Source organism: Rhizobium sp. WW_1 (assembly GCF_003610155.1).
GTDB lineage: Bacteria > Pseudomonadota > Alphaproteobacteria > Rhizobiales > Rhizobiaceae > Rhizobium > Rhizobium tropici_A.
Genome location: NZ_RAIN01000007.1, coordinates 316,883 through 331,281, shown reverse-complemented (window position 1 = coordinate 331,281; position 14,399 = coordinate 316,883). Strand labels below are relative to the sequence as shown.

Below are 14,399 nucleotides of genomic sequence, written 5' to 3'. Positions count from 1 at the left end.
TATAACAGGGATAGACCCATGAACATCCATGAATACCAGGCCAAGGCGCTGCTGAAGTCCTATGGCGCACCCGTCGCGGACGGCGTTGCCATCTTCTCCGCCGATGAAGCCGCCGCCGCTGCCAAGCAGCTTCCAGGCCCGCTTTACGTCGTCAAGAGCCAGATCCACGCTGGCGGCCGCGGCAAGGGCAAGTTCAAGGAACTCGGCCCGGACGCCAAGGGTGGCGTTCGCCTCGCCAAGTCGGTTGACGACGTCGTCGCCAACGCCAAGGACATGCTCGGCAACACGCTGGTGACGAAGCAGACCGGCCCGGCCGGCAAGCAGGTCAACCGTCTCTATATCGAAGACGGCGCCGACATCGACCGCGAACTCTATCTCTCGATCCTGGTCGACCGTTCCGTCGGTCAGGTTGCCTTCGTCGTTTCGACCGAAGGCGGCATGGACATCGAGACCGTCGCGCACGATACGCCGGAAAAGATCATCACCGTTGCCATCGACCCGTCAACGGGCGTCACGGCTGAGAACTCGGCGACCATTTCCGACGCGCTGAAGCTCGAAGGGGCTGCCCGCGAAGACGGCGCCAAGCTCTTCCCGATCCTCTACAAGGCCTTCGTCGAGAAGGACATGGCGCTGCTCGAAGTCAACCCGCTGATCGTCATGACCAATGGCCGTCTGCGCGTTCTCGACGCCAAGGTTTCCTTCGACGGCAACGCTCTCTTCCGTCATGAAGACGTCCGCGCGCTGCGCGACACGTCGGAAGAAGACGAGAAGGAAATCCAGGCGCACGAATATGACCTGGCCTACGTCGCGCTCGACGGCAACATCGGCTGCATGGTCAACGGCGCCGGTCTTGCCATGGCAACCATGGACATTATCAAGCTCTACGGCGCCGAGCCGGCGAACTTCCTCGATGTCGGCGGTGGCGCCACCAAGGAAAAGGTTACGGCCGCCTTCAAGATCATCACCGCCGATCCGGCTGTCCAGGGCATTCTGGTCAACATCTTCGGCGGCATCATGAAGTGCGACGTCATTGCCGAAGGCGTGCTCGCAGCCGTCAAGGAAGTGGGTCTGAAGGTTCCGCTCGTCGTTCGCCTCGAAGGCACCAACGTCGAGCTCGGCAAGAAGATCATCAACGAATCCGGTCTCAACGTCATCTCCGCAGATGACCTGGACGATGCCGCCCAGAAGATCGTCAAGGCAGTCAAGGGCTGATCGGGATGGCTGCTTCCTTCGCTCCAACGGCTGATCATCTTCGCCTCGGTGCCTTTGCTGGCACCTGGGAAGGGGAAGAGCATGTCGCGGCTTCGGCCTGGACGAAGGAAGGCACGGCAACCGCGCGCCTCACGGCCGAGTGTCTGTTCGGCGGATTTTTCGTCGAACAGCGCTACGTGCAGACGCGGGACGGCAGCACGTCGTTCGAAGCCAGGAACATTCTCGGTTTCGACGCCGCTGACCAGTCTTACAAGCTCTATCAGTTCGATACGGTCGGTTTCGTGCCCGCCGCGCCGGCCTCCGGTGAATGGATCGACGGCAAGCTTGTCCTGACCAAGGTTTCGCCGCGCGGCGCGCAGCGCACTCTCTTTCAGTTCGAAAATGAAGACTGCTACTGCATGGGCGTCACTTTTGCGCCCGCCGGCAGCGATACATGGCAGGAGGTCGTCAGCGGCTTATATCGTCGCGTCGCCTCCGCGTCTTCCAACCTCTCGTAACAAAGGCCTCGCATGTCTATTCTCATCAACAAAGACACCAAGGTTCTGGTTCAGGGCCTGACCGGCAAGACCGGTACCTTCCACACCGAACAGGCGCTTGCCTATCACGGCACGAAGATGGTCGGCGGTATCCACCCCTCCAAGGGCGGTGAAACCTGGACCGGCAAGGACGGCGAAAAGCTGCCGATCTTCAAGTCCGTCGCCGAAGGCAAGGACGCAACCGGCGCCAATGCTTCGGTCATCTACGTACCGCCGGCAGGTGCCGCGGCTGCAATCCTCGAAGCGATCGACGCCGAGATCCCGCTGATCGTCTGCATCACGGAAGGCATTCCGGTTGCCGACATGGTCAAGGTCAAGGACCGTCTGATCAAGTCTAAGTCGCGCCTGATCGGACCGAACTGCCCGGGCGTTCTGACCCCGAACGAATGCAAGATCGGCATCATGCCGGGCTCCATCTTCAAGAAGGGCTCCGTCGGCGTTCTCTCGCGTTCCGGCACGCTGACCTATGAAGCCGTGTTCCAGACCACCAACGAAGGTCTCGGCCAGACCACGGCTGTCGGCATCGGCGGCGACCCGGTCAAGGGCACCGAGTTCATCGACATCCTGGAAATGTTCCTCGCGGACGACGAAACCAAGTCGATCATCATGATCGGCGAAATCGGCGGTTCGGCTGAAGAAGACGCCGCACAGTTCCTCAAGGACGAAGCCAAGAAGGGCCGCAAGAAGCCGATGGTCGGCTTCATCGCCGGCCGCACGGCACCTCCCGGCCGCACCATGGGCCATGCCGGCGCCGTGATTTCCGGTGGCAAGGGCGGCGCGGAAGACAAGATTGCAGCGATGGAATCGGCAGGCATTCGCGTGTCGCCGTCGCCGGCGCGTCTCGGCAAGACGCTGGTGGAAGTCCTGAAGGGCTGAGCCTACCTATAGCAAGGCCGGACGGGGCGGCATCAGCCTTGTCCCGTCCGGTTTCGACATTCGCAAGTGCATGCATGCGGCCTTGACGGCTGCGAACGAAATACGGTCGCCGGGGACCCGAAAACCGGCAATGCAAACAAGTTGGGAGACGGGCGAGAGCGCCCGCAGATTCACCATGGCAAGGCAAGAAGCCAACGAGCAATTTCAGATCACCTCGTTCCTGGATGGCGCCAACGCTGCCTATATCGAGCAGCTCTACGCCCGCTACGAGGACGATCCTTCATCGGTTTCCGACGAATGGCGGTCTTTCTTCAAGGCGCTCGAGGATAGCCCCGACGATGTGAAGAGGGCGGCCAAGGGCGCCTCCTGGCAGCGCAAGAACTGGCCGATCCCGGCAAAGGGCGACCTCGTCTCGGCGCTCGACGGCGACTGGGGCGTTGTCGAAAAGGTCATCGAAACCAAGCTGAAGGCCAAGGCCGAAACCACCGGCGCGCCGGCCGACACGACCGACGTCCTGCGGGCGACGCGCGACAGCGTTCGCGCCATCATGATGATCCGCGCCTATCGCATGCGCGGCCACCTGCATGCCAAGCTCGATCCGCTCGGCATCGCCGCTCCGGTCGAAGACTACAAGGAACTGTCGCCGGAAGCCTACGGCTTCACCGAGGCCGACCTCGACCGCAAGATCTTCATCGACAACGTGCTCGGCCTCGAATACGCGACTGTTCGCGAGATGATCGAGATTCTCGAGCGCACCTACTGCTCCACCCTCGGCGTCGAATTCATGCACATCTCCAACCCGGAGGAAAAGGCATGGATTCAGGAACGCATCGAAGGTCCGGACAAGGGCATCGCCTTCAATCCGGAGCGGAAGAAGGCCATCCTCCAGAAGGTTATCGAAGCCGAAGGCTATGAGCAGTTCCTTGACGTCAAGTTCAAGGGCACCAAGCGTTTCGGCCTCGACGGTGGTGAATCGCTGATCCCTGCGCTCGAACAGATCCTGAAGAGCGGCAGCCAGCTCGGTCTTCGCGAAGCCGTGTTCGGCATGGCCCATCGCGGCCGTCTGAACGTGCTTTCGCAGGTCATGGGCAAGCCGCATCGCGCCATCTTCCACGAGTTCAAGGGCGGCTCCTATGCGCCTGACGAAGTCGAAGGTTCGGGCGACGTGAAGTACCATCTCGGCGCCTCTTCGGACCGCGATTTCGACGGCTCCAAGGTGCACGTTTCGCTGACGGCAAATCCGTCGCATCTGGAAATCGTCAACCCGGTCGTCATGGGCAAGGTCCGCGCCAAGCAGGACATGGGCGCCACGCAGTGGGACGGCGATATCATCCCGCTGTCCGAACGCGCCAAGGTCGTGCCGCTGCTCATCCATGGCGACGCGGCTTTCGCAGGCCAGGGCGTCGTTGCCGAAATCCTCGGCCTCTCCGGTCTGCGCGGCCACCGCGTTGCCGGCACGATGCACGTCATCATCAACAACCAGATCGGTTTCACCACCAATCCGGCCTTCTCGCGTTCGTCGCCCTATCCGTCCGACGTCGCCAAGATGATTGAAGCGCCGATCTTTCACGTCAACGGCGACGATCCGGAAGCGGTCGTCTATGCGGCGAAGATCGCGACTGAATTCCGCATGAAGTTCCACAAGCCTGTGGTCCTCGACATGTTCTGCTACCGTCGTTACGGTCACAATGAAGGCGATGAACCGTCCTTCACGCAGCCGAACATGTACAAGGTCATCCGCGCGCACAGCACAGTCCTGCAGATCTACTCGCAGCGGCTGGTTAGCGAAGGCGTGCTGACCGAAGGCGAAGTCGAGAAGATGAAGGCCGACTGGCGCGCGCATCTCGAGCAGGAGTTCGAGGCCGGCCAACACTACAAGCCGAACAAGGCCGACTGGCTTGACGGCGAATGGTCCGGCCTGCACACGGCCGACAATGCCGACGAGCAGCGCCGCGGCAAGACCGCGGTGCCGATGAAGTCGCTGAAGGAAATCGGCCGCAAGCTGTCGGAAATTCCTGCCGGCTTCCACGCGCACCGCACCATTCAGCGCTTCATGGAAAACCGCGCCAACATGGTGCAGACGGGCGAGGGCATCGACTGGGCCATGGCGGAAGCCCTGGCATTCGGTTCGCTGGTTCTCGACGGCCACAAGATCCGCCTGTCCGGTCAGGATTGCGAGCGCGGCACCTTCTCGCAGCGTCATTCGGTTCTCTACGATCAGGAGACCGAAGAGCGCTACATCCCGCTTGCGAACCTCTCGCCGACCCAGGCACGTTACGAAGTCATCAATTCGATGCTCTCGGAAGAAGCGGTTCTCGGCTTCGAATACGGTTATTCGCTGGCCCGTCCGAACGCGCTGACCCTCTGGGAAGCCCAGTTCGGCGACTTCGCCAACGGTGCGCAGGTCGTCTTCGACCAGTTCATCTCGTCGGGCGAACGCAAGTGGCTGCGCATGTCCGGCCTCGTCTGCCTGCTGCCGCATGGCTACGAAGGTCAGGGTCCGGAGCACTCCTCCGCCCGCCTCGAACGCTATCTGCAGCTCTGCGCTGAAGACAACATGCAGGTCGCCAACGTCACGACGCCGGCGAACTATTTCCACATCTTGCGCCGTCAGCTGAAGCGTGACTTCCGCAAGCCGCTGATCCTGATGACGCCGAAGTCGCTGCTGCGCCACAAGCGCGCTGTGTCGACGTTGGCGGAGATGGCGGGCGAAAGCTCGTTCCATCGCCTGCTGTGGGACGACGCCGAACTGCTCAAGGACAGCCCGATCAAGCTGCAGAAGGACAACAAGATCCGTCGCGTCGTCATCTGCTCGGGCAAGGTCTATTACGATCTTCTGGAAGAGCGCGAGAAGCGCGGCATCGACGATATCTACCTGCTGCGCATCGAACAGCTCTATCCGTTCCCGGCCAAGGCGCTCATCAACGAGCTCAGCCGCTTCCGCAATGCGGAGATGGTCTGGTGCCAGGAAGAGCCGAAGAACATGGGCGCATGGTCCTTCATCGATCCGTACCTGGAATGGGTGCTTGCCCATATCGATGCCAAGTACCAGCGCGTTCGCTACACCGGCCGTCCGGCCGCCGCCTCTCCGGCGACGGGCCTGATGTCCAAGCATCTGTCGCAGCTTGCGGCGTTCCTCGAGGACGCGCTCGGCGGTTGAGGGGTTGCGCGATGACGCGTTTTCGTTTGAAAATCGCGGCGTCGCGCCCCAGCCTTCCGCATGATGCGACGGGGGAGAACATGGCCGCCATGCAGCAACATGCCGCCTATCGCCGCAATCAGGCAAATGCCCGGTCGACCGCCATGGTCGTTCGGGCGCTTGCGCCGCGGCGCATCACCCGTCCCCCGGCCGTCTGTCGCCGGAATTCCATCCAACTCATAAAGACGAAAAATCAGGATTTGAACAATGGCCACTGAAATCCGCGTTCCTACCCTCGGCGAATCCGTCAGCGAAGCGACCGTCGGTACATGGTTCAAGAAGGTCGGCGACGCCATCAAGGCCGATGAGCCGCTTCTCGAACTTGAAACCGACAAGGTGACGATCGAAGTTCCGGCGCCGAGCGCCGGCACGCTTTCCGAAATCGTTGCCCAGGCCGGCGAAACCGTAGGCCTCGGTGCGCTGCTCGGCCAGATTTCTGCTGGCAACGGCGCTGCCGCCGCTCCGGCACAGGCTGCCGCACCTGCTGCTGCTCCGGCCCCTGCCGCTGCTGCACCGGTTGCCGCCCCCGCCGTTTCCGCTCCGGCTTCCTCGATGCCGCCAGCACCGGCTGCCGGTAAGCTGCTTGCCGAAAACAATCTCTCTGCCGATCAGGTCGAAGGCAGCGGCAAGCGCGGCCAGGTTCTGAAGGGCGATGTGATCGCCGCCGTCGCCAAGGCTGCTTCGGCTCCTGCCGCCGTACCTGCCGCCCCCGTTGCTGCTCGCGCCCCGACCGCCGTCGAGGACGTCAGCCGCGAAGAGCGCGTGAAGATGACGCGTCTGCGCCAGACGATTGCCCGCCGCCTCAAGGATGCGCAGAACACCGCCGCCATGCTTACCACCTATAACGAGGTGGACATGAAGGCCGTCATGGACCTGCGCAACAAGTACAAGGACGTCTTCGAGAAGAAGCATGGCGTGAAGCTCGGCTTCATGGGCTTCTTCACCAAGGCCGTCACCCACGCGCTGAAGGAACTCCCGGCCGTCAACGCCGAGATCGACGGCACCGACATCGTCTACAAGAACTACTGCCACATCGGCATGGCCGTCGGCACCGACAAGGGCCTCGTCGTTCCGGTGATCCGCGATGCCGACCAGATGTCGATCGCCGAAGTCGAGAAGGAGCTTGGCCGTCTGGCGAAGGCTGCTCGCGACGGCACGCTGTCGATGGCCGACATGCAGGGCGGCACCTTCACCATCACCAATGGTGGTGTCTACGGTTCGCTGATGTCCTCGCCGATCCTGAACGCGCCGCAGTCGGGCATTCTCGGCATGCACAAGATCCAGGAGCGTCCGGTCGCCATCGGCGGTCAGGTCGTCATCCGTCCGATGATGTATCTGGCGCTCTCCTACGACCACCGTATGGTCGACGGCAAGGAAGCCGTTACCTTCCTCGTCCGCGTCAAGGAAAGCCTGGAAGATCCGGAACGTCTCGTTCTCGATCTCTAAGGGGAGCGTTGGATCATGTCGACATGGCCCATGCGGACGCTGCGCGGATTGTTGTGCGCCGTCGCCGCATGGGTGCCATCGTCCGCCGGCGCGGCCGAGCTCGACATTTCCAAACTCAGCAGCAATCTCGATCTGGCGTCGCTCGGCGACGCCGATCTCGCCTCCCGCTCGATCAATGTTCTTCGCATCGGCAAGGTCGAGCTGACCTCGGGGCGCATCGTCGCCAGCGATCCGCTCGTCGGGCCTGACCGGGCGGCATTTACCCGCATCGTTTCTCCCGGCGATTATCCCGTCACGCTCTATCAAGCCTTTGGCCGCATCGCCGCGGCCAGCATGCGTTTTGCCGAGGGCAAGCCCGCGCGCTGGGAGCTGGCCGTGGTCCCCGGCCAGGATATCAATTCGCTGAAAAATGATGAGTTCTTCGGCTATCCGGTCGACGCTGGTCTTGGCTGTTACATGGACGCCGAAACCTATGCGCTGATCCAGGAACGCGAAAAGCAGGTTCAGGCGGATAAGGCGACGTCGGATATCAATTATTACGATGATGTTCTGGCGTCCGAACTGCAGCCCAACAATGACGACTACGCCATGCACAGGCCGATATCGGGCAAGCGCGGCAATGTCGCGGTTTTCTCAAGCGGCTGGGGCGATGGCTTCTATCCGGTGTTCTGGGGGCTCGATGCGGGTGGACGGCCGCTCGTTCTGTTCACCGATTTCGGCGTCATGGAAAATGCCGACGGCCGGCGCGAGCCGGGAGGGCAATGACGATGCCGGCGATCAATACGAGGACACGGTTGGCGTCGATGCCCTGGGTGGTGCTGGCCTTTGCCGTTAATCCCTTGCCTGCATTTGCCGAAGAATGCGTGCAGGAAAAGGCTGTCTACGTTGATATGGACAATGCCTATGAGCTGCGCTTCGAGCCCATGGGTTCGGAATCATCCGTCAGCAACAAGTTCAAGCTTGCAGTGCGCAATACCGCCATCGTGGCAGAAGGCATCGTCATGCACGGTGACGATCAGCCGGGCGCCGATGGCCGGATCATGTTCGAATGCCCGGAGGGCGATGTGACGGGCGCAGATCTCAGAGCCTGCACCGTCTGGCAAGGCATGATCTATGCCTCCGATCTCAAGGGCCATATCCGCGCCTTGCCGGGGGAAGGCCAGAGCGCGGCCGACCGGCTGTTTCTTCCGGCGCTCGGCCCTTCGATCCAGAAGTCGTCGCTATGGGGCAAGGGCAAAGCGACGGTCGCCCCCTGGGATGTCCTTAGTCTGAAAGGATGCAATCAATGATCGATGAGACACCGGTTCTTCTCGTGACCGGCGGCAGCCGCGGCATTGGTGCGGCTGTTTGCCTGGCGGCCGCCCAGCATGGCTGGGCCGTGGCGGTCAACTACGCGTCCAACAAGGATGCGGCCGAGGCCGTGGTGGGGACGATCGTTGACGCCGGCGGCAAAGCGATTGCGATCGCCGGCGATGTCGGCAAAGCCAAGGATATCACCGCCATGTTCGCCAAGGTCGATGCGCATTTCGGCCGCATCGACGGGCTCGTCAACAATGCCGGCATCGTCGATACCATCCAGCGGTTGGACCAGATGACGCCCGAGCGCATCGAGCGTATGTTCCGCATCAACGTCACCGGTTCGATGCTCGCCGCGGCGGAAGCCGTGCGGCGGATGTCGACGCGGCATGGCGGCAAGGGCGGGGTGATCGTCAATGTCTCCTCCATGGCTGCCGTGCTCGGCGGCGGCGGACAATATGTCGATTATGCCGCGTCCAAGGCCGCCATCGATACGTTCACAGTCGGCCTTGCGCGCGAGGTGGCGGCGGAGGGCATCCGCGTCAATGCTGTGCGGCCCGGCATCATCGACACAGATATTCATGCCGCTGCCGGCCTGCCGGATCGTGCCCGTGATATCGCGCCGCAATTGCCGATGAAGCGAGCGGGAACCTCCGACGAGGTCGCGGATGCCATCCTCTACCTGCTAAGCCCGCACGCATCCTATATAACGGGTGCCCTGCTCGACGTGAGCGGCGGACGTTGATCGGAAAGGGTCGATAGATGCAGTATATTCTCGAATTCCTCGGCCTGATGGCAGTGTTTTCCATCTTCATCGTCGTTCCCGGCGCCGACTTTGCCGTCATCCTCCGGCAGAGCATCGTACATGGCCGCCGCGCCGCCATGATGACCGGGCTCGGCATGGGCTTCTCGCTGCTCTTCCACATCAGCTACACCATCCTTGGCCTTGGCCTCATCGTCTCGCAGTCGCTTGTCCTGTTCAGTGTGGTGAAGTGGGCCGGCGTTCTCTACCTCGTCTATCTCGGCATCAAGTCCTTCCGCGAGCCGGGCTTCAAGGTGAAGGATGTCGAGATCACCGAAGAAGACCGCAAGCCGGTTTCCGTCTGGCGCTGCCTCGCGACAGGCTTCGTCACCAATGCGCTGAATCCGAAGCCGGTGCTCTTCTTCCTGTCGCTGTTTTCGACGCTCGTTCATCACGATACGCCGGCGCTCATCCAGTTCAGCTACGGCATCGGCATGGCAACGGCGCTTGTCGCCTGGTTTGCCGGCGTTTCTACTTTCTTCACCGTCAAGCCGGTGCGCGATCGTTTCATCGCGTCGGGCAAATGGTTCAACCGCATCACCGGAGCGGCGCTTGTCGGCTTCGGCATCCGCCTCGCCTTGGCACGGGCGACCGACTAACAAAAGATAGTAAACAAGGAAATTAAGACATGTCCTACGATGTGATCATTATCGGAACCGGCCCCGGCGGCTATGTTTGCGCAGTCAAGGCAGCGCAGCTCGGCCTGAAGGTCGCGGTCGTCGAAAAGCGTGCGACCTATGGCGGCACCTGCCTCAACGTCGGCTGCATTCCGTCGAAGGCGCTGCTGCACGCTTCCGAAGTGTTCCATCATGCCGGCCATGGCATGGATGCGCTCGGCGTCGAAGTCGCCGCACCGAAGCTGAACCTCGGCAAGATGCTGGCCCACAAGGATGCGACCGTGAAGTCCAACGTCGACGGCGTCGCGTTCCTGTTCAAGAAGAACAAGATCGATGCCTTCCAGGGCACCGGCAAGATCGTTTCGGCCGGCAAGGTTTCCGTCACGGCCGATGACGGCAAGGTGACCGAGATCGAAGGCAAGAACATCGTCATCGCCACCGGCTCCGACGTTGCCGGCATTCCGGGCGTGCCGCTCGAGATCGACGAAAAGGTCATCATCTCCTCGACCGGCGGCATCGCGCTCGACAAGGTACCGGGCAAGATGATCGTGGTCGGCGGCGGCGTCATCGGCCTCGAGCTCGGCTCGGTCTGGTCGCGCCTCGGCGCCAAGGTTACCGTCGTCGAATATCTCGACACCATTCTCGGCGGTATGGACGGCGAAGTCTCCAAGCAGTTCCAGCGTATGTTGGCCAAGCAGGGCATCGAGTTCCATCTCGGCGCCAAGGTTGTCGGCGTTGAAAAGTCCGGTAATGGCGCCAAGGTTACCTTCGAACCGGTCAAGGGTGGCGACAAGGTCGTGCTTGATGCGGATGTCGTTCTGGTCGCCACCGGCCGCAAGCCGTACACGGCCGGTCTCGGCCTCGAAGAAGCCGGCGTTGCCCTCGACAATCGCGGTCGCGTCGAGATCGACGGTCACTTCAAGACCAATGTTGCCGGCATCTACGCCATCGGCGACGTCGTGAAGGGCCCGATGCTGGCGCACAAGGCGGAAGACGAGGGTGTTGCCCTTGCCGAAATCCTTGCAGGCCAGGCCGGTCATGTGAATTACGACGTCATTCCGAGCGTCGTCTACACCCAGCCGGAAGTCGCTTCCGTCGGCAAGACCGAGGAAGAGCTGAAGGCCGCAGGCATCGCCTACAAGGTCGGCAAGTTCCCATTCTCGGCTAATGGCCGCGCCCGCGCCATGCTGGCGACGGACGGTTTCGTCAAGATCCTGGCCGACAAGGAAACCGATCGCGTTCTCGGCGGCCATATCGTCGGCTTCGGCGCCGGCGAAATGATCCACGAGATTGCCGTGTTGATGGAATTCGGCGGCTCGTCGGAAGATCTCGGCCGCACCTGCCATGCGCATCCGACGATGTCGGAGGCCGTCAAGGAAGCCGCGCTCGCGACCTTCTTCAAGCCGATCCACATGTAAGAACCCGTGATCCCGGCGGAACAGGCGCCGGGATTGCAATGCTTGCCTGATGATGCGATGTACGGCGCTCCCGTGCATCGCATCATCCATTCGTTCTCACCACCAGAGCAAGCATGTCACGTCAGATCCTATCCGTTCGCACATCCCTGAAACTCTTCATTGCAGTGACGTTCGCAGTCCTCGCGGCCGTTGTAGCGCCCGCCATGGCCGAAGCGCCGGTCGTGAATTGGCCGCAGTCAGTCAGCGATCTGCCAGTGGAGCAGGGCATCCGCTTCGGCACCTTGCCGAACGGCATGCGCTATGCCGTCATGCATAATGCGACGCCGGCCGGTCAGGTGGCGATCCGCTTCCGCATCGGTGCGGGCTCGCTGCAGGAGCGTGACGATCAGCAGGGTCTTGCGCATTTCCTCGAGCACATGGCCTTCAAGGGATCGACCCATGTTCCCGAAGGCGAAATGATACGCACGCTTCAGCGCCTGGGTCTTGCTTTCGGCGCGGACACAAATGCCTCCACGAGCTACGGCGAAACGGTCTATGCGCTGGATCTGCCCGAAGCCAATCCGGAGACGGTTTCGACCGGCCTGATGCTGATGCGCGAGACGGCGAGCGAGCTGACGCTCGATGCCGGCGCCTTCGACCGCGAACGCGGCGTCATCCTTTCGGAAGAGAAATTGCGCGATACGCCGCAATATCGCGGCGGAACGGGACTGCTTGCCCAACTGCTGCCGGGGCAGCGCGTGCCGCAGCGCTCGCCCATCGGCAAGACAGACATCATCAGCAACGCCCCGGTCGATCTGCTCAGAGAGTTTTACCACACCTATTATCGCCCGGATCGGGCCACCCTGATCGTCGTCGGCGATATCGATGCCGCCGCCATCGAAGCCGATATCCGCTCCCGGTTCGGCAATTGGGCGGCCACCGGCCCAGCGCCGGCCGATCCTGATCTCGGCACCCTCCAAAGCCATGGAGAGCGCGTCGGCACGGTTGTCGTGCCGGGTGCCGCGACCCGGGTGCAGCTTGCCTGGACACGGCCCTACGACAGCTCGCCGGATACCGTTGCCACGCGCCGCGCGCAGCTCGTCGAAGATATCGGCCTTGCCGTTCTCAACCGACGCCTGTCCCTTCTGGCGCAGCAGCCCAATCCGCCGTTCGTCAGCGCGCAGGCCGGTGCGCAGGATCTCCTGAAGTCAGCCCATGTCGCGATGATCTCCGCCGACAGCGATCCGGCAAATTGGCAGACTGCCCTGGCGGCCATCGATCAGGAACAGCGCCGCATTGCGCAGTTCGGCGCAGACCAGAGCGAGATCGACCGCGAAATTGCCGAAACGCGCTCGACGCTGCAGGCGGGCGCAGGCGGAGCCGCGACACGCACGAGCCCTGATATTGCCGGCGCGCTCAGCTGGAGCGTCGGCGAGAGCATGGTTTTCACCTCGCCCGCGGAAGACCTGGCGCTGTTTGATGCCGCGACGAAGGATCTGAGCGCGGATGAGGTCAACCAGGTTCTTCAGCGTGTTTTTGCCGGCAACGGTCCGCAGCTGGTGTTGCAGATCCCGCAAATGCCTGATGGCGGGGATGCCGCTGTCGAGAAAGCCTATGCCGATTCGCGTGCCGTGGCGGTGACGGCGCCGGAACATGCGGCTGCGGTCGCATGGCCCTATACCGACTTCGGCAAGCCGGGCGATGTCGTCGAGCGCCGTACGGTCGATGATCTCGGCGTCACGATGGTACGCTTTGCCAACGGTGTCCGTCTGACCATTAAGCCGACCAAGTACCGTCAGGATGAGGTGCAGGTCCGCGCCGAGGTGGGACATGGCCGTATGGACCTGCCGAGTGACCGCTCGCTGCCGCTCTGGGCTGCGCCGGCACTGCAGCTGTCCGGCCTGAAAGCCATCAGCTATGACGACATGCAGAAGGCATTCGCGGCGAAGACCGTCGGCATCGATTTCGCCATTCAGGATGCCGCCTTCAAATTCGAGGGCACGACGCGGCCGCGCGACCTGCAGACGCAGCTGCAGCTGCTGACGGCCTATGTCTTCGATCCGGCCTATCGCCCTGATGTCTTCAAGCGGGTTCAGCAAGCCTATCTCAACACGCTTCCCCAGCTTCAGGCGACGCCGGGCAGCGTTGTCGGGCGCGATCTGTCCGGCCTTCTGCATTCCGGCGATCCGCGCTGGTCATTCCCGGACCGGACGCAGCTGCTCGACGCCAAGCCGGAGGATTTCGAAGGCCTCCTGCGTCCCTCGCTTGCAAAGGGGCCGATCGAGGTCATCATTGCCGGCGATGTCGAAGTTGACGACGCCATTCGCCTGACGGCAGAGACCTTCGGCGCCTTGCCTGCTCGCAGCGACGAGAATGGGGTCGACGGCTCCAGCGTGCATTTCCCGGCGCCGACGGCCGATCCGGTCGTTCGCCTCCACGATGGCCGCAGCGATAGCGCCGGCGCCGCCGTTGCGATCCCGATCGGGGATTTCCTCTCCGATCTGCCGCGGGCTGCCGCCGCGAACGTCGCGGGCGCGATCCTGCGGAACCGTCTAATCGATCAGTTCCGCATTGCCGAGGGGTCAACCTACAGCCCTCAGGGCGAGGTCGATCTGTCGAGATCAATCCCCGGCTACGGCTTTGCCTATCTCTACGTCGAAACTACGCCCGCGAAGGTGGAGCATTTCTTCGAGCTGGTGGACAAGATCACCGCCGATCTTGGCAATGGCGACGTGTCGTCCGACGAGCTGACGCGGGCCAAGGTTCCGATCATCGAAGCGGTAAAGCGTTCGCAGCAAGCCAACGGCTACTGGGTCCAGAACCTTCGCGATGCCCAGACGGACCCGAGGCGTCTTGACCGCATTCGCAAGGGCATCAGCGGCTACGAAGCCGTGACCGCTGACGATGTCCGCGCGATAGCATCGACCTATCTGAAGCCGGACAGGTTCTGGCGGCTCAAGATATTGCCGGCCAATGGGTCGGCGGTGCGCTGACCTGCCATCAGCCGGCCAAATTGCC

Annotated in this window: 12 protein-coding genes; all 12 read left to right on the top strand. The window is 62.4% G+C overall.

The window, feature by feature from the left end:
- Positions 1-18 precede the first annotated feature (18 nt).
- The 12 genes from sucC to BJ928_RS22255 all read left to right on the top strand — a co-directional run bounded on the left by sucC (position 19) and on the right by BJ928_RS22255 (position 14,374).
- A complete protein-coding gene (sucC, locus tag BJ928_RS22310; RefSeq protein ID WP_047630649.1) occupies positions 19-1,212 on the top strand; it encodes an ADP-forming succinate--CoA ligase subunit beta in 1,194 nt (397 codons plus the stop codon).
- 5 nt (positions 1,213-1,217) lie between these two features.
- On the top strand, positions 1,218-1,709 hold the full coding sequence (locus BJ928_RS22305; protein ID WP_047630650.1) for a DUF1579 family protein: 492 nt from the start codon (positions 1,218-1,220) through the stop codon (positions 1,707-1,709).
- A gap of 12 nt (positions 1,710-1,721) precedes the next feature.
- A complete protein-coding gene (gene sucD, locus BJ928_RS22300; RefSeq protein WP_047630651.1) occupies positions 1,722-2,624 on the top strand; it encodes a succinate--CoA ligase subunit alpha in 903 nt (300 codons plus the stop codon).
- 175 nt (positions 2,625-2,799) lie between these two features.
- Entirely contained in the window at positions 2,800-5,784 is a 2,985-nt protein-coding gene (locus BJ928_RS22295; RefSeq protein WP_047631008.1) for a 2-oxoglutarate dehydrogenase E1 component, read from the top strand.
- Between the two features lie 11 nt (positions 5,785-5,795).
- Positions 5,796-6,041 carry a hypothetical protein gene (locus BJ928_RS22290; RefSeq protein WP_047630652.1) on the top strand — a complete coding sequence of 82 codons (246 nt, stop codon included), beginning with the start codon at positions 5,796-5,798 and terminating at the stop codon, positions 6,039-6,041.
- Positions 6,031-7,269 carry a 2-oxoglutarate dehydrogenase complex dihydrolipoyllysine-residue succinyltransferase gene (odhB, locus tag BJ928_RS22285; protein WP_047630653.1) on the top strand — a complete coding sequence of 413 codons (1,239 nt, stop codon included), beginning with the start codon at positions 6,031-6,033 and terminating at the stop codon, positions 7,267-7,269. Before BJ928_RS22290 ends, odhB begins: the two co-directional genes overlap by 11 nt.
- A gap of 15 nt (positions 7,270-7,284) precedes the next feature.
- Positions 7,285-8,034 carry a DUF4241 domain-containing protein gene (locus BJ928_RS22280; protein ID WP_047630654.1) on the top strand — a complete coding sequence of 250 codons (750 nt, stop codon included), beginning with the start codon at positions 7,285-7,287 and terminating at the stop codon, positions 8,032-8,034.
- Between the two features lie 2 nt (positions 8,035-8,036).
- Positions 8,037-8,558, top strand: a complete 522-nt coding sequence (locus BJ928_RS22275; protein WP_047631010.1) for a hypothetical protein — start codon at positions 8,037-8,039, stop codon at positions 8,556-8,558.
- The gene (locus BJ928_RS22270) at positions 8,558-9,310 is read left to right on the top strand and encodes an SDR family oxidoreductase (protein ID WP_047631012.1); all 753 of its coding nucleotides are present in this window, start codon (positions 8,558-8,560) and stop codon (positions 9,308-9,310) included. The genes BJ928_RS22275 and BJ928_RS22270 overlap by 1 nt, the downstream gene beginning before the upstream one ends.
- A gap of 17 nt (positions 9,311-9,327) precedes the next feature.
- The gene (locus BJ928_RS22265; RefSeq protein WP_047630655.1) at positions 9,328-9,966 is read left to right on the top strand and encodes a LysE family transporter; all 639 of its coding nucleotides are present in this window, start codon (positions 9,328-9,330) and stop codon (positions 9,964-9,966) included.
- Between the two features lie 29 nt (positions 9,967-9,995).
- A complete protein-coding gene (gene lpdA / locus BJ928_RS22260) occupies positions 9,996-11,402 on the top strand; it encodes a dihydrolipoyl dehydrogenase (RefSeq protein ID WP_047630656.1) in 1,407 nt (468 codons plus the stop codon).
- A 113-nt stretch (positions 11,403-11,515) separates the two neighbouring features.
- Positions 11,516-14,374, top strand: a complete 2,859-nt coding sequence (locus tag BJ928_RS22255) for an insulinase family protein (RefSeq protein ID WP_052227597.1) — start codon at positions 11,516-11,518, stop codon at positions 14,372-14,374.
- The last annotated feature ends 25 nt before the right edge of the window (positions 14,375-14,399 follow it).

Bases quoted from the DNA above. Each gene is read 5' to 3' on its own strand.
- sucD (WP_047630651.1), top strand. From the start codon at position 1,722: ATGTCTATTCTCATCAACAAAGACACCAAGGTTCTGGTTCAGGGCCTG.
- BJ928_RS22305 (WP_047630650.1), top strand. From the start codon at position 1,218: ATGGCTGCTTCCTTCGCTCCAACGGCTGATCATCTTCGCCTCGGTGCC.
- lpdA (WP_047630656.1), top strand. From the start codon at position 9,996: ATGTCCTACGATGTGATCATTATCGGAACCGGCCCCGGCGGCTATGTT.
- sucC (WP_047630649.1), top strand. From the start codon at position 19: ATGAACATCCATGAATACCAGGCCAAGGCGCTGCTGAAGTCCTATGGC.
- BJ928_RS22265 (WP_047630655.1), top strand. From the start codon at position 9,328: ATGCAGTATATTCTCGAATTCCTCGGCCTGATGGCAGTGTTTTCCATC.
- BJ928_RS22290 (WP_047630652.1), top strand. From the start codon at position 5,796: ATGACGCGTTTTCGTTTGAAAATCGCGGCGTCGCGCCCCAGCCTTCCG.
- BJ928_RS22255 (WP_052227597.1), top strand. From the start codon at position 11,516: ATGTCACGTCAGATCCTATCCGTTCGCACATCCCTGAAACTCTTCATT.
- BJ928_RS22275 (WP_047631010.1), top strand. From the start codon at position 8,037: ATGCCGGCGATCAATACGAGGACACGGTTGGCGTCGATGCCCTGGGTG.
- BJ928_RS22280 (WP_047630654.1), top strand. From the start codon at position 7,285: ATGTCGACATGGCCCATGCGGACGCTGCGCGGATTGTTGTGCGCCGTC.
- odhB (WP_047630653.1), top strand. From the start codon at position 6,031: ATGGCCACTGAAATCCGCGTTCCTACCCTCGGCGAATCCGTCAGCGAA.
- BJ928_RS22295 (WP_047631008.1), top strand. From the start codon at position 2,800: ATGGCAAGGCAAGAAGCCAACGAGCAATTTCAGATCACCTCGTTCCTG.